Origin of the sequence: Nonomuraea turcica (assembly GCF_030718205.1) — a bacterium.
Taxonomy (GTDB): Bacteria; Actinomycetota; Actinomycetes; order Streptosporangiales; family Streptosporangiaceae; genus Nonomuraea.
This window is the reverse complement of record NZ_JAUZQF010000008.1, coordinates 29,784-50,823: the sequence shown is the minus strand read 5'-3', so window position 1 is coordinate 50,823 and position 21,040 is coordinate 29,784. Positions and strand designations below refer to the sequence as shown.

Below are 21,040 nucleotides of genomic sequence, written 5' to 3'. Positions count from 1 at the left end.
CAGGTCAGAAGCATGACGAACACTGGCCGACATGACTATCGGCCCCGTCGACTCCTCCAAGGTCCCGCGCTTTGCGGGGCCCGCCACCTTCGCCCGCCTGCCCCGCCTCGACCAAGTGGAGCGGGCGGACGTCGCTGTCGTGGGGGTGCCCTTCGACGCCGGCGTGTCCTACCGGCCTGGCGCCAGGTTCGGGCCCGCGGCGGTCAGGGAGGCCTCCCGGTTGCTGCGGCCGTACCATCCGGCGCTTGACGTCTCGCCGTTCGAGCACGTGCAGGTGGCCGACGCTGGGGACATCGCGGCCAATCCGTTCGACATCGGTGCCGCCATTGAGGCGATCGAGGGGGCGGCCGAGGGGATCGACGCGAAGCTCGTCACCATCGGCGGGGATCACACGATCGCGCTGCCGCTGCTGCGGGCCGCCGCCAGGAAGCACGGGCCGGTTGCGTTGCTGCACTTCGATGCGCATCTCGACACGTGGGACACCTACTTCGGCGCCGAGTACACGCACGGGACGCCGTTCCGGCGGGCCGTGGAGGAAGGGCTGCTCGACACCGAGGCCGTCAGTCATGTCGGGATCCGGGGGCCGTTGTACGGCAAGAAGGACCTCCAGGAGGATCGGCGGCTCGGCTTCGGGATTGTGACCGCGGCCGATGTGCTGCGGCGCGGGCTGGACGAGGTGATCGACGCGTTGCGGCAGCGGGTCGGCGACCGGCCGCTGTACGTCTCCGTCGACATCGACGTGCTCGACCCCGCGCACGCCCCGGGGACGGGGACTCCTGAGGCGGGCGGGCTCACCAGCCGGGAACTGTTGGAGATCCTGCGTGGCCTGGCCGGCTGCGACCTGGTCGGAGCCGATGTGGTCGAGGTGGCGCCGGCCTACGACCATGCGGAGATCACCTCCATCGCCGCCTCCCACGTGGCGTACGACCTCGTCAGTTTGCTAGCGATGCAGGAGAAGAAGCAGCCATGAGCGGCATCACCGAGATCGAGACCTACGGGGTCGAGCGCATCCCCGACGCCGACCGCACCGCGCGCCCGCTTGATCTGTTCAGGGTGGCGTTCGGCGGTGCGAACACCTTCGCCACCTGCGTGCTCGGGGCCTTCCCCATTTTGTTCGGCCTGTCGTTCTGGCAGGGGCTGGCGGCCACCGTGCTCGGGCTGGTGGTGGGGGCCCTGATCCTGGCGCCGCTGTCGTTGTTCGGGCCGCTCAACGGGACCAACAACGCCGTCTCCTCGTCGGCCCACCTGGGCGTGCACGGGCGGATCGTGGGCTCGTTCCTGTCGCTGCTCACCGCGATCGCGTTCTTCTCGATCTCGGTGTGGTCGTCGGGGGACGCTTTGGTAGGTGGCGCGCACCGGCTGGCCGGGCTGCCCGACACTGACCTGTCCTATGGCGTCGCGTACGGGATCTTCGCAGTGCTCGTGCTCGTCGTCTGCGTGTACGGCTTCAGGTTCATGCTGTTCGTCAACAAGATCGCGGTTGCGGCGGCGTCGCTGCTGTTCGTGCTGGGAGTCTTCGCCTTCGCCGGCGACTTCGACCCGTCCTACCCCGGCACGCTCCCGGTGGGCGATCCGCTGTTCTTGCCGTCATTCATCGGCGCGGCGTTGATCGTGTTGTCGAATCCCGTGTCCTTCGGCGCGTTCCTCGGTGACTGGTCCCGCTACATCCCGGCGAACACGCCGCGCTCGCGGGTCATGGCCGCCGCGTTCCTGTCGCAGATCGCCACCATCCTGCCGTTCTTCTTCGGCCTCGCGACCGCGTCGATCATCGCGACCAAGGCCGCCGAATACGTGGACCCGGCCGCGCCCAACTACGTCGGCGGCCTGCTGGCGGTCTCGCCGGGCTGGTACTTCGTGCCGGTCTGTCTCATCGCGCTCATCGGCGGCATGTCCACGGGCACGACCTCCCTCTACGGCACCGGGCTCGACTTCTCCAGCGTCTTCCCCCGGTTCTCGCGCGTGCAGGCGACCGTGTTCATCGGCACGCTGTCGATCGTGTTCATCTTCATCGGGCGGTTCGCCGCGAACCTCACCCAGAGCATCTCGACGTTCGCGACCCTGATCATCACGTGCACGGCGCCCTGGATGGTGATCATGATGCTGGGGTATGTGACTCGGCGTGGCTGGTACGACCCCGAGGCGCTCCAGGTCTTCAACCGGCGCCAGCGCGGCGGCCGCTACTGGTTCACGCACGGCTGGAACTGGCGCGGGCTGTCGGCATGGCTGGTGTCCGCCGGTCTGGCGCTGATGTTCGTGAACCTGCCCGGGCAGTTCGTCGGGCCGCTCGGCGACCTGGCGGGCGGGGTGGACGTCTCGCTGCCGGTCGGCCTGGCCGTGGCGGGCCTGCTCTACCTGGCGCTGCTGGCCGCCTTCCCCGAGCCGCGTGAGGTCTACGGCCCTGAGGGGCCGCGCCTGGTCCGCGTGGCCGACACGCCGGTGCTGCCCATCGTGGACGCGGCGACCGAGCCGGTGACGTGATGGAGCTCGTCGACCTGTCTGTCCCGATTCAGGAGGGGATGCCCGTCTATCCGGGCGATCCCGAGGTCTCCGTCGGCCCGGCGCTCACTGTGGCGCGGGACGGGGTCAACGTGCTGGAGCTGCACCTGGGCTCCCAATCGGGCACGCATGTGGATGCCCCCTTCCACGTCGACGACTCGCTGCCCACGCTGGACGACCTGCCGCTGGAGCGCTTCTACGGGCCCGCCGTCGTGGTGGATGCCACCGGCCTGGCCCCGCGCTCGCCGATCGGGGCGGCTGCCTTCCAGAACGTCGCGGGTCCGATCGTGCTCGTCGCCACCGGGTGGTCGGCGTACTGGGGGACGGACGCCTACCAGGGGCACCCGTTCCTCACCGAGGAGGCCGCGGCGCTGCTCGTCGAGCGCGGGGTCAGGACGGTGGGGATCGACGCGCTGAGCGTGGATCCCACGCCGGCCGAGGACTTCCCGGCGCACCGGGTGTTGTGCGGCGCGCACGCCGTCATCGCCGAGAACCTGACCGGTCTGGAGCGGCTCCTGGACGCGCAGGCACGCGGCAGGCCGATCGAGGTTTCCCTGCTGCCGATCCGGCTCGCGGGAGCGGACGGGGCGCCCGTCCGGGCCGTCGCGAGGGTCGGTTAGCGGGTGCCCCAGGAGTAGGTCTGCTTACGCAGCTTCAAGTACACGAACGACTCCGTGGCCCGCACGGCGGGAATGGCGCGGATCTTGCTGAGGATCTCCAGCAGGTGCCCGTCGCCCTCGCACACCACCTCGACGATGACGTCGAAGGAACCGGCCGTGAGGACCACGTAGTCGATCTCCTCGATGGCCGCCAGTTCGTCCGCCACCGACTCCAGGTCGCCCTCGATGTTGACGCCGATCATCGCCTGCCGGGGGAAGCCCAGCGTGAGGGGGTCGGTGACCGCGACGATCTGCATGACGCCGGCGTCCTGGAGGCGCTGCACGCGCTGGCGTACCGCGGCTTCGGACAGGCCAACCGCCTTGCCGATGGCCGCGTACGGCATGCGCCCGTCACGCTGGAGTTGCTCGATGATCTGTTTGGACAGATCGTCGAGCACGACGGGGGCAGCGCTCGAGTTGTCGCGGCGTACGCGGGGCGGCGTCGTCATCGAGAGGAATCCTCCTAGCGGTCCGGCGTTTCGGGGGCGTTCCCGCTTGGTTGCCGTCCTGGTGCGACATGTTGTCAGTTCCAGGCATTCTGTCAAGCGAATTCGTAGCAATTTGATATCTTCACCACGAAATCCCTTGTCCGGATGCCTTCACTCTGTCAGAGTCGCGGCATCTCAGCCCACTCACGAGGAGGTCAGCCATGACCGAGCTTGTCGAGGGCATCAGTAAACACAGCGACCATGGTCATGGGACCGACGAAGGAGGGCACATGACCACCCGTCTGCAGAACTACATCAACGGTGAGTTCGTGGACGCCAAGAGCGGCCGCTTCTCCGACATCATCGACCCGTGCACGGGCGAGGCCTATGTCCAGGCCCCCGTCTCGGGCCCCGAGGACGTCGAGGCCGCCTTCGCCGCCGCGGCCGCCGCGTTCGACTCGTGGGGCAGGACCACACCGGGGGAGCGGGCCAACCTGCTGCTCAAGGTCGCCGACGCGATCGACGCGCGGGCCGACGAGATCAACGAGGCCGAGTGCCGCAACACCGGCAAGCCGCGCGCCCGCATGGCCGAGGACGAGACGCCGGTCGCGTCCGACCACTTCCGTTTCTTCGCGGGTGCGGCCCGCACGCTCGAGGGCCCTACGGCCGGCGAGTTCCTCGCCGAGCACACCAGCGTCATCAGGCACGAGCCGATCGGCGTGATCGGGCAGGTCACGCCGTGGAACTACCCGATGATGATGGCGGTGTGGAAGATCGCCCCGGCCCTCGCGGCCGGCAACACGGTCGTGCTCAAGCCGTCCGACACCACCCCGGCCTCCACGCTCAAGCTCGCCGAGATCCTCGGTGAGGTGCTGCCTCCTGGCGTCTTCAACGTCGTCACCGGCGACCGCGAGACTGGAGCGCTCGTGGTGAGCCACCCGACGGCCTCCATGGTCGCGATCACCGGCTCGGTCGGCGCCGGCATGTCCGTGGCCAAGAGCGCCGCCGACGACCTCAAGCGGGTGCACCTGGAGCTCGGCGGCAAGGCGCCGGTCGTGGTCTTCGAGGACGTCAAGGACCTGCGCAAGGCCGCCGCCGACATCGCCACCGCGGGCCTCTACAACGCCGGCCAGGACTGCACCGCCGCCTGCCGGGTGCTCGTGCACGAGAGCGTGCACGACGAGTTCGTGGCCGCGCTGACCGAGGCCGCCGCCGGCACCGTGACCGGCGACCTGGACAACGAGGACGCGTTGTACGGGCCGCTCAACAACGAGAACCAGCTGGCCAAGGTCCAGGGCTTCATCGAGCGGGTCCCCGCCCACGCCAAGGTCCTCACCGGCGGTCAGCGGGTCGGCGACAAGGGCTACTTCTTCGCCCCGACCATCGTCGACGGGCTCAAGCAGGACGACGAGATGGTGCAGAACGAGGTCTTCGGGCCCGTGATCACCGTGCAGACGTTCACCGACGAGGCCGACGCCCTCGCCAAGGCCAACGACGTCAAGTACGGCCTGAGCGGCTCGGTCTGGACCTCCGACCACGGCCGCGCGATGCGCATGTCGAACCGGCTGGACTTCGGTGTGGTCTGGGTCAACACCCACATCCCGTTCGTGTCGGAGATGCCGCACGGCGGCTTCAAGCACTCCGGCTACGGCAAGGACCTGTCCGTCTTCGGCCTGCACGACTACACCAGGGTCAAGCACGTCATGCACTACATCGGTGAATAGGCCACGATGACCACCAGTGCCATCGAGCTAGAGAACGTCGTCAAGGAATACCTCTCGCACGGCGAGGTGGTCCAGGCGGTCAAGGGTGTCTCGCTGGACATCGCCGAGGGGGAGTTCTTCTCCCTCCTCGGCCCGTCCGGCTGCGGCAAGACCACGACCATGCGGATGATCGCCGGCTTCGAGGCCCCGTCGAAGGGCCTGGTGAAGCTGCTCGGCCAGGACGTCACGAACGTTCCGCCGAACAAGCGCGACGTCAACATGGTCTTCCAGTCCTACGCGCTCTTTCCGCACATGAGCGTCTGGGACAACGTGGCCTTCGGCCTCAAGCAGCGCAAGACGCCGCAGGAGGAGATCAAGCGGCGGGTCGGCGAGATGCTGGAGATCGTCGACCTGACCGGCCGGGAGAAGCGCCGGCCGCGTGAGATGTCCGGCGGCCAGCAGCAGCGGGTGGCGCTGGCCAGGGCTTTGGTCAACCGGCCGCGGGCGCTGCTGCTGGACGAGCCGCTCGGGGCGCTCGACCTCAAGCTGCGCCAGGCCATGCAGATCGAGCTCAAGCGCATCCAGCGCGAGGTCGGCATCACGTTCGTGTACGTCACGCACGACCAGAACGAGGCGCTCACCATGAGTGACCGCATCGCCGTCATGAACGACGGCCTGGTCGAGCAGCTCGCCGGGCCGCGCGAGATCTACGAGCGGCCCGCGACGTCGTTCGTGGCCGGCTTCATCGGCACCTCCAACCTGCTGGCGGGGACGGCCACCGGTGGCGAGCTGAAGATCGCCGGTGGGCGGGTGCTGCTGCCCGGCCGTGAGGGCGATGTGACGGTCACCGTGCGCCCGGAGAAGATCACCATCGGCACGGAGCAGCCCGTGAACGGCGTGAGCTCCGTCCGCGGCACCGTGGCCGAGGTCGTCTACCTGGGCACTTACAACAGTTACGCCGTGAGTCTCGCTGACGGGGCCGAGATCACGGTGTTTCAGCAAAATGCGCATGACGCCACGGCCACGGCGGAGCGGGGCGACTCCGTGTGGCTGTCGTGGCAGGCGCAGCACTCGTACGTGATTGGAAGTTGATAGCACCTCATGAACCCCCGTCTCCGCACCCGTCGTGACGCCTTCAGAATCGCCGGCTTCTCCGCCGCCGGGCTCGCCCTTGCCGCCTGTGGCGTGCAAGGGCAGAAGGCCGCACCGCCCAAGGCCGACGCCGTCCAGGACTTCTGGTCCAAGCAGACCAAGCACGGCAAGGTCGTCTTCGCCAACTGGCCCGAGTACATGCCCGAGGACCAGGCCCCGCTGAAGAAGTTCCAGCAGGCCACCGGCATCTCGTACGAGTACAAAGAGGTCATCCAGGAGAACGCCGAGTTCTTCGGCAAGTCCGAGCCCGTGCTGCGCGCCGGGCAGTCGCTGGGCTACGACATCGTCGTCATGACCAACGGCATCCAGCTCCAGAACATGCTCCAGCTGGGCTACGTGCTGCCGCTCGACCACTCCAAGCTGCCGAACTTCGCGGCCAACGCGGGCCAGAAGTACAAGGAACGGTCCTACGATCCGGGCAACAAGTACACGATTCCGTACACGTCCGGTGTGACCGGGATCGCGTACAACACCGAGCACGTCAAGGACGACATCACCAGCATCCAGTCGTTGTTCGATCGCAAGTACAAGGGGCGGGTCGGCATGATGGCCGACGCCCAGGAGATCGGGAACTTCGGGATGTTCGCGCTGGGCATCGACCCGGAGAAGTCGACCGAGGCGGACTGGCGCAAGGCCGGGGACAAGCTCAAGGAGCAGCGCGACGCCGGAATTGTCCGGAAATATTACGACCAGAGCTACATCGACGCCGTGTCCAAGGGCGACGTCTGGCTGACCATGGCCTGGTCGGGCGACGTCTTCCAGCGCCAGCTCGCCGGTGAGCCCGTCAAGTTCGTGGTGCCCGAGGAGGGCGGCACGATCTGGACCGACAACATGCTCATCCCCAAGGGCGCCGCCAACCCGGTGGACGCGCTCATGCTCATGGACTACCTCTACCAGCCGGCCGTGGCCGCCGAGCTGGATGAGTTCATCCAGTACGTGACCCCGGTCCCGGCGGTGCAGGACCTGCTCAGGGAGAAGGCCAAGACGGCCAAGGGCGAGGACAAGAAGGCGCTGGAGGACATGGTCGACAGCCCGCTCATGTTCCCGACCGAGGCCGACTACGCCAAGCTGCGCGGCTACACGCCGCTGACCAGCCAGACGCAGCAGGTCTTCAACCCGATCTTCCAGTCCATCACGCAGGCGTAGCACATGCGGCGGCTCACCCCCTACCTGCTGGCGTTGCCGAGCTGGATGTGGCTGGCGATCTTCCTGGTCGTGCCCATGGTGGCGATGGCGTCGGTGTCGTTGCAGACCGGCAACGCCATCGACGGCTTCGCCATGACGTTCAGCTTCTCCAACTACGGCGACGCCATCGGCAGGTACAGCACCCAGCTGGTCCGCTCGCTCTTCTACGGCGCGATGGCGACGGCGGCCATGCTGGTCATCGGGTATCCGGTGGCGTACTGGATCGCGTTCAAGGGCGGCCGGCGCAAGTCCGTCTACCTGTTCCTGATCCTGCTGCCGTTCTTCGTGTCGTTCGTGCTGCGGACGATCTCGTGGAACTTCCTGCTGGCCGACAACGGCATCCTGTTCGGCACGCTGAAGGACTGGGGGCTGCTGCCCGACGACTTCCACGTGCTGGCCACGACGTTCGCGGTGGTGGGTGGGCTGACGTACAACTTCCTGCCGTTCATGATCCTGCCGATCTACGTGTCACTCGAACGCGTGGACCCGCGGGTGGTGGAGGCGGCGCAGGACCTGTACGCGACCCGCACGGGGGCGTTCCGGCGGGTGGTGCTGCCGCTGTCGTTGCCGGGGGTGTTCGCCGGGGTGTTGATGACCTTTGTGCCCGCCACGGCAGACCCGATCAACGCCGCCATCCTGGGCGGGACCTCCAACACGATGATCGGCAACATCATCCAGACCGAATACCTGACCAACCTGAACTACCCGACCGCTTCGGCGCTGTCGTTCACGTTGATGGCGGTGCTGCTCGTGGGCATCTTCATCTACGCCAGGGCGCTCGGCACCGAGAACGTCCTCGAGGCGGCGGCCCGATGAGAGGGACTCGGCTCGGGGACAAGCTGCTCCACGTCTACACGTGGCTGGTCATCGTCTGGCTGTCGTCGCCGATCGCCGTGATGATCCTGTTCGGGTTCAACGACAAGAAGAGCAAGTCCAACACCACGTGGCAGGGCTTCACGCTGCGCTGGTACGGCGAGCTCTTCGACATCTCCGACCTGACCGTGGCGTTGCGGAACTCGCTGGTCATCGCCGCCGTCAGCACGATCATCACGGTGGTGATCGGCACCATGCTCGGGCTGGCGCTGGGCCGGCACCGCTTCCGCGGCAAGGGGGTCACGAACTTCCTCATCTTCGCCGCGATCTCCACGCCCGAGCTGGTCATGGGCGCGTCGCTGCTGTCGCTGTTCGTCTCGGGGAACGTGCCGCGCGACGCGAACACGATCATCATGGCGCACGTGTTGTTCTCGCTGGCGTTCGTGGTGGTGACCGTGCGGGCGCGCATCGTCACGCTCGACCCGTCGCTGGAGGAGGCCGCCAGGGATCTCGGGGCCACGGCGTGGGGGACATTCCGGCAGGTGACGCTGCCGGCGATCATGCCCGGCGTGCTCGCCGGGGCCATGTTGTCGTTCGCGCTGTCCATCGACGACTACGTGGTCACGAGCTTCGTCAACGGCTCGACCATCACGTTCCCGCTGTGGATCGTCGGCGCGGTGAAGACGGGAATCCCACCGCAGGTCAACGTCATGGGTACGCTGATCTTCGGCATCGGGGTGCTGATCGCGATCGGCAACGCGGTCGCGGCGAGGCGCCGTACCTGAGATTTTCCGTAGGGATGTGGGATTTGTGGATCCGCTGAAGGCGCTTGCTGACGCGGAGCGCAAGCCGTACTGGCTGGACAGCCCGGCCAGACCCGAGCCGCAACCGCGGCTCGACCAGGACACCAGCGCCGACCTCGTCGTGGTCGGCGGCGGCTTCTCAGGGCTCTGGACCGCCCTGATGGCCAAGGAACGCGACCCGTCGCTGGACGTGGTCCTGCTCGAAGGGCGCAGGATCGGCTGGGCGGCCACCGGCCGCAACGGCGGGTTCTGCATGGCGACGCTCACTCACGGCCTGGCCAACGGGCTGGAGCGGTGGCCGGACGAGATCGACCGGCTGGAACGCATGGGGGTGGACAACCTCGACGAGATCGAGGGCACGCTGGAGCGTCACGGCATTGACTGCTCCTTCGAACGCACCGGCGAGCTGCACGTGGCCACCGAGCCGTGGCAGCTCGACGGGCTCAACGAGCACCTGGACCTGATCTCCGAGCTCGAGCTCGACTACGTGCCGCTCGACCAGGACCAGGTGCGGGCCGAGGTCGACTCGCCGACCTACCTGGGCGGGCTCTGGGAGCGCAGCGGCTGCGCCATGCTGGACCCGGCGCGGCTGGCGTGGGGGCTGCGGGAGGCGTGCCTGCGGCTCGGCGTCCGCGTGTACGAGCGCAGCCCGGTCCGCTCGCTGCGCGACGACGGCACGAAGATCACGCTGCGCACCCCGTACGGCTCTGTCACCGCGCCGAAGGTCGCGCTGGGCACCGGCGTCTTCCCGCCGCTGCTGCGGCGGCTCAAGCACTTCGTGGTCCCCGTGTACGACTACGCGCTCATGACCGAGCCGCTGACCGACGCGCAGCTCGCCCAGGTGGGCTGGCGCAACCGGCAGGGCGTCGGCGACTCCGCCAACCGGTTCCACTACTACCGGCTCACCGACGACAACCGCATCCTGTGGGGCGGCTACGACGCCGTCTACTACAACGGCGGCCTGGTAAAACCGGAGTACGACCAGCGCGACGAGACGTTCGTCACGCTCGCCCGGCACTTCTACGACACCTTCCCCCAGCTCGCCGAGGTACGCTTCACCCACCGGTGGGGCGGCGTGATCGACACCTGCAGCCGGTTCAGCGCCTTCTACGGCCAGGCGCACGGCGGGCGGCTGGTCTACGCCATCGGCTACACCGGCATGGGCGTCGGGGCCACGCGCTTCGGCGCGAACGTCATGCTGGACCTGCTGGCAGGCGAGCGTACCGAGCGGACCGAGCTGCGGATGGTCAAGGAGAAGCCGATCCCGTTCCCGCCCGAGCCGGTGCGGTCGGGGGTCATCCAGTTCACCCGGTGGTCGATCGCCCAGGCCGACCAGCACCAGGGCAAGCGCAATCTGTGGTTGCGCGCGCTCGACCGGATGGGGCTGGGATTCGACTCGTGACCTGAGGGCAGGAGACTGCCGACCCCCGATGAGAGCTCGGGGGTTTGCGTGTGCGTGTGATGTGGCTGGCCGCCGCCGGGCTGGCGCTGGTGGCGGCGTGTGGGGCCCAGCGGGCGCCGACGGTGCCCGCCGTCGCGAGGGCTCCGGTCAAGGCGGCGCGCTGTGTACTGAAATTTCCGGATGTGCGGGCGGGCGCCGCCGCCCGCGCCCGGCTCCTCCGTGACATCTCCCGGTATCTGAGCCACCGCCCGGGGCGGGTCGTCTTCGCGGCGCAGGACCTCGTCACTGGGATCACGCTGGGGCAAGGAGCGCACCAGCACGACATGATCACCGCGAGTGGCGCCAAGGTCGACATCCTGGCGGCGCTGCTGGCGGCCCGCTCCGGCGGGCTGGACGAGGGCGAGCGCGATCTGGCCGACCGCATGATCAGGGAGAGCGACAACGGCGCCGCGGACGCGTTGTGGTCGCGGGCCGGCGGAGGCGGCGCCCTGAGCGCCTTCTACGGCCGGGTGGGACTGCGGGAGACCACGCCGGGGCCGAGCCACTTCTGGGGCGGCACCACCACCAGCCCGGCCGATCGCATCCGCCTGCTGAAGGCGCTGATCCGCGGGGGCAAGGGACTGAGCAAGGCCGATCGGCGGCTGGTGCTCGGGCTGATGCAGCGGGTCCAGAAGGACCAGGCATGGGGCGTCAGCGCCGCCGCCCGCCCCGGGGACCGGGTGGCGCTGAAGAACGGGTGGACCCCGCGGCCGTTCATCCAGAACACGTGGGCCGTCACCAGCTACGGCCGTGTCGTGGGGCCCGGGCGGGACCTGCTGCTGTCGGTGCAGACGGACCGGCAGCCAGGGGAAGGCACGGGCATCGAGACCATCGAAAGGGTGGCCAGGATGATCGGCGCCCGCCTCGACGCCCTCATCCCGACCACCACCCGGCCCTGCCCGACCAACCCCGTTCTCTGAGTCACGCGCGGGCCAGGACCTCCTCGGGAATCTCCTTCGGCACGCCGCGCAGCCCCACCAGCGCCAGCAGCGCGACCACGGCCAGCAGTGCCGCCGTGACCAGCGCGGTGACCTGCAGCCCCTCGATGAACGCCGTCTGCGCGGCCCGCATGAGCTGGCCGGCCTGCTCGGCAGGCAGCTGCGCGGCCGTGCCCACCGCCCCGGCGATCGACTCCCTGGCGCCCTCGCCGGGAACCCCGGCAGGCAACTCCAGGTTGGCGCGGTAGGCGCTGTTCAGCACGGTGCCCAGGATCGCGATGCCGAGCGCCCCGCCCAGCTCGAACGCCGTCTCCGACACCGCGGCCGCGGCCCCCGCGCGCTGCCTGGGTGCGGTGGCCAGCACGTTGTCGTTGTTGACGGTGAAAGCGAACCCGATGCCGATGCCGCCGATCATCATGACGGGCAGCAACGTCAGGTAGTTCAGCTCGATGCCGAGGGTGCTGTAGTAGAGGAACGAGCCCGCGTTCATGGCCAGGCCCAGGGCGACCACGCCGTTCCTGCCGATGCGGGGGATCAGCTGGGCGGCCAGCACCCCGCCGATCGCGCCGCTGAGGCCGCCGGGCAGCTGGGCCAGCCCCGCCTGCAGCGGCGACCAGCCGAGCACGAGCTGCAGGTACCAGGCGAACATCAACATCATGGCGGACATCGCGAAGATCGCCAGCAGGTTCGTGACGATGGACGCGGTGAACGCCCTGCGGGCGAAGAGCCGCACGTCGATCAGCGGCTCGGCCAGCCGCGTCTGCCGCCACGCGAACAAGGCCAGCAGCGCCACCCCGCCCACGCCCGCCACGAGCACGTCGGCGTGCTCGATGCCCTTGTGGGCGGCCTCCTTGATCGCGTAGACGACCGACACCACGCCGGCGAACGACAGGACGACGCTGAGGAGGTCCAGCCGGCCCGCGTCCGGGTTGCGGGACTCGGGCAACACCAGGATGCCGCCGGCCAGCACCAGCAGCATGATCGGCACGTTGATCAGGAACACCGAGCCCCACCAGAAGTGGTCGAGCAGCAGCCCGCCGACCACGGGGCCCACGGCGAAGCCCGCGGCGCTCATGCCGCTCCAGATCCCGACGGCCGTCGTGCGCTCACCGGGCTCGGTGAACACGTTCCTGACGATCGACAGGGTGGAGGGCATGATCGTGGCGCCGGCCACGCCGAGCAGGGCTCTGGCCGCGATCAGCAGCTCGGCGTTGGGCGCGTACGCGGTCACGACCGAGGCCGCGCCGAACGCCGCCGCGCCGATCAGCAGCAGGCGCTTGCGGCCGATGCGGTCGCCGAGGTTGCCCATGGTGATGAGCAGGCCGGCGAGCGCGAAACCGTAGACGTCGCCGATCCAGAGCAGCTGCGTGGAGCTCGCGCCGAGGTCGGTCACCAGCCTCGGCAGGGCCAGGTGCAGGACGGTGAGGTCGAGCGACAGCAGCAGGGTGGCCAGGCACGCGATCGCCAGGCACGACCATTTGTTTCTCATGGCGCCACTGTCCGGCGGGCGCCTGACCGCCCGCCTACCGTTCGCTGACCATCCTGCTGACCTCGCTCAGCGCGGCGTCGATGCGGACGCGGGTCTCCGCGGCGCTGTACCAGTCCTCCGGGCATTCGTCGCGGGCCTGGGTCAGCACGGCCTGCGCCTCCGCCAGATCCCCGCGGGCCAGCGCCACCTCGCCCAGGCCGAGATGGGCCCACGCGATGGTCTCCACGGACCCGTTCATCCGCGACAGATCGGCCGCGAGCCCGTAGTCGTCCCGTGCCCGCGCCGGGTCGCCCAGTCCCTGCAGGGCGTCGCCGCGCCGGCACAGGGCCTCGGCGATCTCCGTCTTGGCGTCCAGCTCGCGGGCCAGCGCCAATGCCTCGCCGGCCAGCGCGTACGCCGTCGAGTAGTCGCCCTGCTCCTGGTACAGGGCGCCGAGCCCGGACAGCGCCAGCACGGTGCCCCAGCGCTCGCCGATCGCCTTGAACGCGGCCAGGCCCAGATGGAAATGGGCCACCGCCTCCTCCATCCGGCCGAGGGTCTGCAGAACGAACGCCGCGCCGGTGCAGCCCAGCGCCGCCTGCCAGGGCGGGAGCGTGCGAGAGTTAAGCGTGATCTCCTCGTAGGCCATTTGGAAGTCGTCGGGCGGCCCGGTGTACATCGACAACATCATCATGAGGAACTCGACCCGCGCCGGCAGATGATTCCACTCCAGCAGGCCTCTGGCCACCGTCACCAGGTCACGCAGCTCGTCCTCCACCCCTCCTCGCCAGGCGGCGACGAGCACGCACATGACGTACTCCTCGTCCAGGCCCTCGGGGCAGGTGGAGGCGAGCCGGGTCACCAGCGCGCTCGCGAGAACGGCGCTCGTGACGCGGTCGCCGCGCAGGTACCAGTAGCAGGCGGCGTGGGCCACCAGCCGCAGCGCCGTCTCCACCTGCCCCGACTCGGTCGCCCAGCGCACCGCCGCGTTGACGTCGTCGCTCTCCTCGTCCAGCCGGGCCAGCCACTCCATCTGCTCACGGGTCCGCAGCCGCGCGTCGGCGGCCTCGACCAGGTCCAGGTAGTAAGCGGCGTGGGCGTCACGCATCGCGCCCACTTCGCCGGATTCGGCCAGGTGTTCGGCGCAGTACGCCCGGATCGTCTCCAGCATCCGGTATCGCCCGCCGACCACCTCCACCAGCGACTTCTCCGCCAGTGAGAACAGCACCTCCTCCGGCAGCCCGCACACCCGCTCGGCCGCCTCCGGCCGCGCGCCCCCCACGAACACGCTCAGCCGCCTGGCCAGCCGCTGCTCGCTCTCGTCCAGCAGGTCCCAGCTCCACGCCACGACCGCGCGCAGCGTCTGGTGCCGGGGCAGCGCCGCCCGGCTGCCACGCGTCAACAGCCTGAACCGGTCGTCCAGCCGGGCCGCCACGTCGGACACCGACAACGTACGCAGCCGCGCCGCGGCCAGCTCGATGGCCAGCGGCAGCCCGTCGAGCGCCCGGCAGATGCGCACCACCTGCGCGGCGTTGTCCGCGTGCACGGCGAAGCCGGGCTGGACGGCGGCGGCCCGGTCGGCGAACAGCCGGACGGCCGGGTAGTCCAGCGGGTCGTCCACCTCGGGCGGCGGCAGCCGCAGCGGCGCCACGGGCAGGATGGACTCGCCGGTGATGCCGAGCGCCTCCCGCCCGGTCGCCAGCACCCGCAGCCCGGGGCACGAGGCGAGCAGCAGGTCGGTCAGCTCGGCGGTGGCTGCGATGAGGTGCTCGCAGTTGTCCAGGACGAGCAGCAGCTTGCGGTCGGCGAGCGCGGTGAGCAGCCGGGTGACCGGGTCCACGGCAGGACGGTCGGGCGTGTGCAGGAGGGAGTCGCGGATGTCGAGTGCGGCCAGCACGGCCCTGGGCACGTCCGCGTCGTCGGTGACCGGCGCGAGCGGCACGAAGCAGACGTCGCCCGGCTCCTGCTCGGCCGCTTCGATCGCGAGTCTGGTCTTGCCCGCGCCACCCGGACCGATCAAGGTGACGAGCCGGCCGCTCTGTAACCTCTGACCGACGTGCGTCAGCTCCTCGGCGCGGCCGACGAAGCTGGTGAGCTGGGCCCGCAGCCCCTGCCGCTGGGTGGCCGTCCTGGCCGCAGGGGCGCCGAGCGCCGGATCGGCCCGCAGCACGGCCAGGTGCGCGGCGGCCAGCTCCGCCCCGGGCTCGACGCCCAGCTCCTCGTCCAGGATCTTCCTGGCCTCGTCGTAGACGGTCAGCGCCTCGGCCTGCCGGCCGCTGCCGTACAGGGCGCGCATGAGCTGGGCCCGCGGTCGCTCGCGCAGCGGATGGGCGGCGATGAGCTGGCTCAGCTCGGCGACCAGCTCCCGGTGCCTGCCCAGGTCGAGATCGGCCTGGACGCGGTCTTCCGTGGCGGCCAGCCGCAGCTCCTCCAGTGCGGTCGCGGCGGCCTCGGCGTAGGGGGCGTCGGTCAGTGGAGCGCCCCGCCACAGTTCCAGTGCCTCGCGCAGCAGCGCGGCCGCCCGTGCCGGGGCGCCGCCCTCCAGCGCCTGCCTGCCCGCCTGCGCGAGCTGCTCGAACCGGCGCGCGTCCACGTCCTGCGGGTCGGCGACCAGCCGGTATCCGGCCGGGTGGAACTCCACCAGGTCCCGCCCCAGCGCCCTGCGTAGCCTGGACACCTGCGACTGCAGCGCGTTGGCCACGCCCTCAGGGGGACGGGCGCCGTAGATGCCGTCCACGAGCTGCTCCGCGCCGACGATGCGCCCGGCGTGCAGGGCGAGCAGCGTGAGAAGGGCCCGCACCCGGGGCCCGCCGAGCGCGACGGGTTCGCCGTCCTCGCCCAGCGCGGTGGTGGGCCCGAGGATCTGGAAGCGCATGCGTCGATTATCGCGGCTGCGGCAAGAACGCGGCCATCTCCGCATAGGTCGGCATCGGGGGTGCAGGCTCACCGCGGATGCCGAGCACCGTCGCCAGCGCGCCCTGGATCGCCGCCCGATACAGCAGGGACCCGGTGCTCACCCTGGCCACGCCGGCCTCGGCGAGCTCGGCCAGTGTGGGGCCGCCCGGCTGGTAGAGCACGTTGAGCGGCAGCGGCGTGCTCGCCGCCACCTCCGCGATCTCGCCGAGATCGCTCAGCCCCGGTACGAAGATCCCGTCGGCGTGGCCGTACGCCCGGACTCGCTCACGGGTGGCGCCGGTCCGCAGCCAGCACGTGTCCGTACGGGCGTTGACGAACACGCCGTGGCCCGTGGCCGCTTCGATGATCCGCTGATGCAGGCCGATCGGGCGCAACGTGCCGTCGGGGCGGCCGTCCTCCAGGTTGACGCCGGCCACGCCGAGCGCGCCCAGGCTCGCCACCAGGTCGGACACCTCGGCCGGGTCGTCGCTGAAGCCGCCCTCGATGTCGACGGTGACCAGGACGCCGAGGTCCTTGATCGACTCCGCCAGCTCGATCGTCTCGGCCCGGGTGGCGCCGGCCGCGTCCGGCTTGCCGTGCACGGCGGCCACGCCGAGGCTGGTCGTGCCGATCGCCGGGAACCCCTGCGCGGCCAGGACGGCGGCCGAGCCATAGTCCCAGGCGTTCGGCAGCAGCAGCGGGTCGCCGGGACGGTGCAGGTCGCGGAAATTCACAGCAGTCACAGCAGTCCCTCCAGGACGCCGGCGGCCAGGGCGAGCGCGTGGCCGGGGGCCGGGCACGGGCGGAGGCCGTGGCCGAACGTCAGGTGCGGGGCCGGGCCTCGCGTCGGGTCGAACCGGTCGGGATCGGTGAACACGCCGGGGTCCCGGTTGGCGGCCACCAGGTCGATCGTCACCTCACCACCGGTGCGGGTGTCCAGCCGGCGCGTGGCCTTGAGCGGCGGATCATGCCGGAGCGTCTCGTGCAGCAGGGCCTCGACGTCGACGCCGGTCCGCGTGCTGTGCGGCGCGGCGGACGAGGGCGGGCTCGGCTGGGCGGCCGGGCGTGCGGCGTCGCAGGAGGCGTGCCTGAGCGCGTTCTCGATGAGTCCCTCCGTGGCGGCGTACGCCTGCAGCAGCAGCGTGACGGCCGGCAGGTCGGCCTGGTCGAGCAGGGTGGCGACGGCGGCATCGGACTCCGGGCTCTCCTCGCCCGACAGGTAGCCGCTCGCCGCGGCCGGCACGGCGGCGGTGTCCTTGACACCGAGCGCGGCCCCGAGCACCTGCGTCGGCACGCCCCGCCACTCGCCGCCACGCTCCAGGGTCATGGCCCTGGCCGCGGATCGGAGCTCGGCGGGGTCCAGCGCGGCCAGCCGCTCGACGACCGCGCGGCGCCGCCGGGCGTGCGAGTCGCCGGTGCTGAACCGCGACACGTGCGCCCGCAGCCACGCGAGTGTCCCCTCCCTGCCGTCCTGGGACACGGGAGGCGGCACATATCTGGGGTCATCGAGGACCGTCCTGGCTTCGGCATGGCGGGTGATGAGCATGGAACCCACGCTAGAAGGCGGTTCCTTCGACGGGGGTCGAAGCATGCTCGCCCGCGGTCAGGCGGCGATCCGCTCCTCCTCGGGCCCGGCCGTCTCGGAGGTGGGCTTCGCCGGCGCGGTCCGGTTGGCCATCGCCGGCCGTTCGGCGGCGGACGCCAGCGCCATCACCATGATGAGCACCATCTCGGCCAGCACCACGGCACGTTCGAGCGGCCCGTAGTAGGCCACACCGTTGATCAGCGGCGAGGTGATGGTGGCGGGGTGTGCCGCCAGGTACGCCGCCAGCGTCAGCGCGGAGGCCACGCTCATGGCCCGGACCGCGTTCCAGAGGGGCATCGCCGCCCGGCCCCTCACCAGGGTCCAGCCGGCGACCGGCAGTGAGGTGAACACCACCGCCGCCGACCAGCGGTGGATCTCGCCGGAGAGCGAGCCGACCTGCGAGGTGCCGGGATCCGTAGGGAAGATCGCGCTCATCATCAGGCCTGCGGCCCCGGCCAGCAGCAGGACCCGGGTGGCCGCCGTACGCGCCGGGTCGGCCGCCGCCAGCCCGTACGCCAGACACAGGCACGCCCCCGCCAGCGCCAGCATCCCGATCAGCACCGGCACGAGCCCGCCGGAAACGAGCGCGTAGTCGCTGAGCAGCGGCTGAGCGGGCAGGGCGACCTGTGCGTACGCGAGCGCGCACGCCGACACGACCGTGCCGAGTAAGGTGCCCCAGACACTCTGCCGTGGGGTCATCGCGCCACCTCGTCGTAGATCGTCTCGAACCGGGCCAGCGACGACTGGTCGTCGTGGGTGAGCGCCAGCTCCCTGCTGGCCTTGCCGAGCCTGGCCCGCAGATCGTCATCGGCCAGGATGCCGGTCAGGTGCCTGGCCAGCGCCACCACGTCGCCCGGCGGGAACAGGAACCCGTTGTCGTCCACCAGGTGCGGCAGCGCCATCGCGTCCGCGGCCACCACGGGCAGCCCCGTGGCCATGGCCTCCAGCGTGGCGATGCTCTGCAGCTCGGCGATGCCCGGCATGGCGAACACGTCGGCCGCCGCGTACGCCTGCGGCATGCTCTCGTCGGGCACGAAACCGAGGAAGAACACCCGGTCGGCCACGCCGATGCGCCTGGCCAGCTTCTCCAGCTCGCCGCGCTGGTTGCCTTTGCCGACGAGCGCCACCTGGGCGTCGGTCTCGTTGAGCACCAGGGGCAGCGCGCGCACCAGCTCGTCGAGGCGCTTCTCCTCGTCCAGCCGGCCGACGAACAGGACCGTGTGCCGGTCGGGCAGGTCGAACAGCTTGCGCGCCCACGCCTTGGGCTCGGTGTGCGGGTGGAACCTGCCCAGGTCGATCCCGCAGGACACCGGCTCGACGGTACGCGCGAACCCCTGGTCGGCCAGGAGCTTGGCGGCCAGCGGGGTGGGCGTGGTGATGTGATCGGCCCGATTGAAGATCCGGTTGAAGTCGCGCCAGGCGAGCTGCCCCGCCTTCACCCGCAGCCGGTCCGGGAGGTGCACGAACTGGAAGAGGTTGTCGGGCATGAAGTGGTTGGTGGCCACGACGGGCACGCCCACGCGGCGGGCGGCGGCGATGGCGGCCCGGCCGACCACGAAGTGACCCTGGGTGTGCAGCACGTCGGGCTTGATCTCGGCGACCAGCCGGTCGAGCCGGGTCGGCACGGTGAACCGCATGGTGGGGTGGAGCAGGATCGGGGCCGAGCGCAGCCGGTGCACGATCACGCCGTCCACCACCTCGGCGCTGGCCGGGCCGACGTCGGACTGGCAGACCACGTGCACGTCGTTGCCGCGCGCGGCCAGGCCCGTGGCCAGGCGGTGGGTGAAGTACGCCGCGCCGTTCACGTCGGGCGGGTAGGTGTCGGTCGAGATCAGCACACGGCGGGGGCGTTCGGGTGCGGGGGCAAGATCGGCACGGGCGGTAACGCTGTGTAGGGGCATGGCCATGACGGTGACTCCAAATTCACACGAGAACCCGGCTGGGGGAGGGCCGGAAGACGAACGGGGCCGAAAGAAACGAAGCAGGCGAGCATGGGATCAGGCGAGCTCGTTGCGGGCCTCCAAGGGGCTGGTCCGGGCCAGGGCGACGGTGCCCGCGGCGGTGAGCGCGGCCGCTGCGATCGGCGCGATCCCGGTCGGCAGCGGCTCGCCGAGCAGCAGCGCGCCGAACGCCACCGCGGTCAGCGGGTCGGCGATCTGCAGCGAGGCGAAGGAGACGCCGAAGTGGCCGACGGCGTAGGCCCGCTGCAACATCACCAGTGCCAGCAGCAGCGGCACGGGCAACGCCAGCAGGTACCACCAGTTCCACGTGCCGTCCACGAGCACCCGCATGAGCGTGGCCGTGGCGCCGTACAGCACGCCAGAGCTGGTCGCCAGCAGTGCCGCCCGGGCCGCGGGCGAGACCACCTGGGAGCCGGCCCACAGCAGCACCGCCGCGACGCCGGACACCCCCAGCAGGGTGAGCACGCCGTTGGGGTCGAGGTGGGTGGGCCCCTCCGACTCGGGGACCATCAGGACCAGGAGGATCAGCCCGCCCGCCACCACCGCCGCCGCGCCCAGCTCCTGGCGGGAGGGCTTGCGCCCGTGCAGGGTGGCGGCGATGGGAAGGGCGAACAGCAGGCTGGCCACGCCCATCGGCTGGACGATGGTCAGCGGGCCGAGTCCGAGCGCGACGATGTGCAGGCCGCCACCCACCACGATGGAGGCGCCGCCGAACAGCCAGCGCGGCTTCCGCAGCAGGGCGAGCAGCCCCGGCTTGGCCGAGCCGGCGGCCTCGAACTGCTGCAGGGCGGCTCCGAGCGCGAAGAACAGCGAACCGACCAGGGCGATCGCCGCGGCCAGCACAGTCATCAGCACTCCTTTCAGACGGATGGTTGCCAGGTTGTGTCAAACGGACGTGTCTGCTGGAAGTCGTTCTGGAGAAGCTTGGATGGCGCGTCGCTTCCTGAGCCATCTCACGAGCTCCACGACCCCGGTGATGGACACCGCGATGCCCAGGCCGAGCAGCAGACCCTTGATCGGATCGTTCTCGAACGCCATCCCGCCGAAGAACCCGATCAGGCCGGAGTACACCGCCCACGAGCTCGCCGCGATCGCGTCGAAGAACGTGAACGAGCGCAGCGGATGGCGGACCGCGCCCATGGTCAGCGTGGTCGCGGTGCGCCCTCCGGGGATGTACCTGGCCACGACCAGGACGAGCCCGCCCCGCTCCGCCAGGGCGTCGCGGGCCCAGATGAACGCCTTCTTGTTCCTGAGCCTGCCGCCGGACTTGTTGCCGATCAGATAAGAGATGTGATCACCCGCGAACGCGCCGAGTGCCGCGACCACCATCACCAGGGCCAGGTTCGTCTCTCCGGACGCGGCGAAGACCCCCGCCGTGATCACCGACGTCTCGGCCGGCACGATCGGGAAGAACCCGTCGAGCAGGGCCAGGCCGAACAGCGCCGCGTATAACCACGGTGACGACATCGCCTGATGGACCAGGTCGAGAATGGCGTGCGACATGAGCGTGTAC

19 protein-coding genes are annotated in these 21,040 nt (G+C 70.3%); 10 read left to right on the top strand and 9 right to left on the bottom strand.

From position 1 onward, the window contains the following. Positions 1-31: 31 nt before the first annotated feature. Genes speB through Q9G87_RS21375 form a run of 3 tightly spaced genes read left to right on the top strand, consistent with a single transcriptional unit; the run spans position 32 to position 3,116 of the window. Positions 32-970: an agmatinase gene (speB, locus tag Q9G87_RS21385; RefSeq protein ID WP_305918189.1), complete on the top strand. Its 939-nt coding sequence runs from the start codon at positions 32-34 to the stop codon at positions 968-970. Further along, a complete protein-coding gene (locus Q9G87_RS21380; RefSeq protein WP_305918188.1) occupies positions 967-2,478 on the top strand; it encodes a purine-cytosine permease family protein in 1,512 nt (503 codons plus the stop codon). Before speB ends, Q9G87_RS21380 begins: the two co-directional genes overlap by 4 nt. After that, complete coding sequence (locus Q9G87_RS21375) at positions 2,478-3,116, top strand: cyclase family protein (protein WP_305918187.1); 639 nt, start codon at positions 2,478-2,480, stop codon at positions 3,114-3,116. Before Q9G87_RS21380 ends, Q9G87_RS21375 begins: the two co-directional genes overlap by 1 nt. Here the strand turns inward: Q9G87_RS21375 and Q9G87_RS21370 are convergent. Then, positions 3,113-3,604, bottom strand: coding sequence for an Lrp/AsnC family transcriptional regulator (locus Q9G87_RS21370; protein WP_305918186.1), 492 nt, complete (start codon positions 3,602-3,604; stop codon positions 3,113-3,115). The two genes, Q9G87_RS21375 and Q9G87_RS21370, sit on opposite strands and share 4 nt — an antisense overlap. A gap of 269 nt (positions 3,605-3,873) precedes the next feature. Here Q9G87_RS21370 and Q9G87_RS21365 point away from each other — a divergent pair, with 269 nt between their 5' ends. From Q9G87_RS21365 to Q9G87_RS21335, 7 genes are read left to right on the top strand one after another with little or no spacing between them, the layout of a single operon-like run. Beyond that, positions 3,874-5,307, top strand: a complete 1,434-nt coding sequence (locus Q9G87_RS21365; protein ID WP_305918185.1) for a gamma-aminobutyraldehyde dehydrogenase — start codon at positions 3,874-3,876, stop codon at positions 5,305-5,307. Positions 5,308-5,313: 6 nt separating this feature from the next. Further along, complete coding sequence (locus tag Q9G87_RS21360) at positions 5,314-6,378, top strand: ABC transporter ATP-binding protein (RefSeq protein WP_305918184.1); 1,065 nt, start codon at positions 5,314-5,316, stop codon at positions 6,376-6,378. A gap of 9 nt (positions 6,379-6,387) precedes the next feature. Continuing rightward, complete coding sequence (locus Q9G87_RS21355; RefSeq protein WP_305918183.1) at positions 6,388-7,584, top strand: polyamine ABC transporter substrate-binding protein; 1,197 nt, start codon at positions 6,388-6,390, stop codon at positions 7,582-7,584. A gap of 3 nt (positions 7,585-7,587) precedes the next feature. Beyond that, positions 7,588-8,439, top strand: a complete 852-nt coding sequence (locus tag Q9G87_RS21350; RefSeq protein ID WP_305918182.1) for an ABC transporter permease — start codon at positions 7,588-7,590, stop codon at positions 8,437-8,439. After that, positions 8,436-9,221 carry an ABC transporter permease gene (locus tag Q9G87_RS21345; protein ID WP_305918181.1) on the top strand — a complete coding sequence of 262 codons (786 nt, stop codon included), beginning with the start codon at positions 8,436-8,438 and terminating at the stop codon, positions 9,219-9,221. The genes Q9G87_RS21350 and Q9G87_RS21345 overlap by 4 nt, the downstream gene beginning before the upstream one ends. A gap of 25 nt (positions 9,222-9,246) precedes the next feature. Then, positions 9,247-10,641, top strand: coding sequence for an NAD(P)/FAD-dependent oxidoreductase (locus Q9G87_RS21340; protein WP_305918180.1), 1,395 nt, complete (start codon positions 9,247-9,249; stop codon positions 10,639-10,641). Positions 10,642-10,700: 59 nt separating this feature from the next. Next, positions 10,701-11,600, top strand: coding sequence for a serine hydrolase (locus Q9G87_RS21335; protein WP_305918517.1), 900 nt, complete (start codon positions 10,701-10,703; stop codon positions 11,598-11,600). Between the two features lies 1 nt (position 11,601). Here Q9G87_RS21335 and Q9G87_RS21330 read toward each other — a convergent pair whose 3' ends face one another. The 8 genes from Q9G87_RS21330 to Q9G87_RS21295 all read right to left on the bottom strand — a co-directional run bounded on the left by Q9G87_RS21330 (position 11,602) and on the right by Q9G87_RS21295 (position 21,030). After that, entirely contained in the window at positions 11,602-13,107 is a 1,506-nt protein-coding gene (locus Q9G87_RS21330) for a DHA2 family efflux MFS transporter permease subunit (protein WP_305918179.1), read from the bottom strand. Between the two features lie 34 nt (positions 13,108-13,141). Beyond that, entirely contained in the window at positions 13,142-15,961 is a 2,820-nt protein-coding gene (locus Q9G87_RS21325) for a BTAD domain-containing putative transcriptional regulator (protein ID WP_305918178.1), read from the bottom strand. A 7-nt stretch (positions 15,962-15,968) separates the two neighbouring features. Next, on the bottom strand, positions 15,969-16,724 hold the full coding sequence (locus tag Q9G87_RS21320; RefSeq protein WP_305918177.1) for an isocitrate lyase/PEP mutase family protein: 756 nt from the start codon (positions 16,722-16,724) through the stop codon (positions 15,969-15,971). Then, positions 16,721-17,527, bottom strand: coding sequence for a cytochrome P450 (locus Q9G87_RS21315; RefSeq protein ID WP_305918176.1), 807 nt, complete (start codon positions 17,525-17,527; stop codon positions 16,721-16,723). The genes Q9G87_RS21320 and Q9G87_RS21315 overlap by 4 nt, the downstream gene beginning before the upstream one ends. A 57-nt stretch (positions 17,528-17,584) precedes the next feature. Then, complete coding sequence (locus tag Q9G87_RS21310) at positions 17,585-18,265, bottom strand: DUF998 domain-containing protein (RefSeq protein WP_305918175.1); 681 nt, start codon at positions 18,263-18,265, stop codon at positions 17,585-17,587. Then, positions 18,262-19,467, bottom strand: a complete 1,206-nt coding sequence (locus tag Q9G87_RS21305) for a glycosyltransferase (protein WP_305918174.1) — start codon at positions 19,465-19,467, stop codon at positions 18,262-18,264. The genes Q9G87_RS21310 and Q9G87_RS21305 overlap by 4 nt, the downstream gene beginning before the upstream one ends. A gap of 96 nt (positions 19,468-19,563) precedes the next feature. Then, entirely contained in the window at positions 19,564-20,376 is an 813-nt protein-coding gene (locus Q9G87_RS21300; RefSeq protein WP_305918173.1) for a DMT family transporter, read from the bottom strand. A gap of 36 nt (positions 20,377-20,412) precedes the next feature. Next, entirely contained in the window at positions 20,413-21,030 is a 618-nt protein-coding gene (locus Q9G87_RS21295) for a DedA family protein (protein WP_305918172.1), read from the bottom strand. Positions 21,031-21,040 lie beyond the last annotated feature (10 nt).

Excerpts from the sequence above, each read along its gene's own strand:
- Q9G87_RS21335 (WP_305918517.1), top strand. The coding sequence starts at position 10,701 with ATGTGGCTGGCCGCCGCCGGGCTGGCGCTGGTGGCGGCGTGTGGGGCC.
- Q9G87_RS21380 (WP_305918188.1), top strand. The coding sequence starts at position 967 with ATGAGCGGCATCACCGAGATCGAGACCTACGGGGTCGAGCGCATCCCC.
- Q9G87_RS21310 (WP_305918175.1), bottom strand. The coding sequence starts at position 18,265 with ATGACCCCACGGCAGAGTGTCTGGGGCACCTTACTCGGCACGGTCGTG.
- Q9G87_RS21355 (WP_305918183.1), top strand. The coding sequence starts at position 6,388 with ATGAACCCCCGTCTCCGCACCCGTCGTGACGCCTTCAGAATCGCCGGC.
- Q9G87_RS21295 (WP_305918172.1), bottom strand. The coding sequence starts at position 21,030 with ATGTCGCACGCCATTCTCGACCTGGTCCATCAGGCGATGTCGTCACCG.
- Q9G87_RS21360 (WP_305918184.1), top strand. The coding sequence starts at position 5,314 with ATGACCACCAGTGCCATCGAGCTAGAGAACGTCGTCAAGGAATACCTC.
- Q9G87_RS21370 (WP_305918186.1), bottom strand. The coding sequence starts at position 3,604 with ATGACGACGCCGCCCCGCGTACGCCGCGACAACTCGAGCGCTGCCCCC.
- Q9G87_RS21325 (WP_305918178.1), bottom strand. The coding sequence starts at position 15,961 with ATGCGCTTCCAGATCCTCGGGCCCACCACCGCGCTGGGCGAGGACGGC.
- Q9G87_RS21330 (WP_305918179.1), bottom strand. The coding sequence starts at position 13,107 with ATGAGAAACAAATGGTCGTGCCTGGCGATCGCGTGCCTGGCCACCCTG.
- Q9G87_RS21350 (WP_305918182.1), top strand. The coding sequence starts at position 7,588 with ATGCGGCGGCTCACCCCCTACCTGCTGGCGTTGCCGAGCTGGATGTGG.
- speB (WP_305918189.1), top strand. The coding sequence starts at position 32 with ATGACTATCGGCCCCGTCGACTCCTCCAAGGTCCCGCGCTTTGCGGGG.
- Q9G87_RS21300 (WP_305918173.1), bottom strand. The coding sequence starts at position 20,376 with ATGACTGTGCTGGCCGCGGCGATCGCCCTGGTCGGTTCGCTGTTCTTC.
- Q9G87_RS21345 (WP_305918181.1), top strand. The coding sequence starts at position 8,436 with ATGAGAGGGACTCGGCTCGGGGACAAGCTGCTCCACGTCTACACGTGG.
- Q9G87_RS21305 (WP_305918174.1), bottom strand. The coding sequence starts at position 19,467 with ATGCCCCTACACAGCGTTACCGCCCGTGCCGATCTTGCCCCCGCACCC.
- Q9G87_RS21315 (WP_305918176.1), bottom strand. The coding sequence starts at position 17,527 with ATGCTCATCACCCGCCATGCCGAAGCCAGGACGGTCCTCGATGACCCC.
- Q9G87_RS21375 (WP_305918187.1), top strand. The coding sequence starts at position 2,478 with ATGGAGCTCGTCGACCTGTCTGTCCCGATTCAGGAGGGGATGCCCGTC.
- Q9G87_RS21365 (WP_305918185.1), top strand. The coding sequence starts at position 3,874 with ATGACCACCCGTCTGCAGAACTACATCAACGGTGAGTTCGTGGACGCC.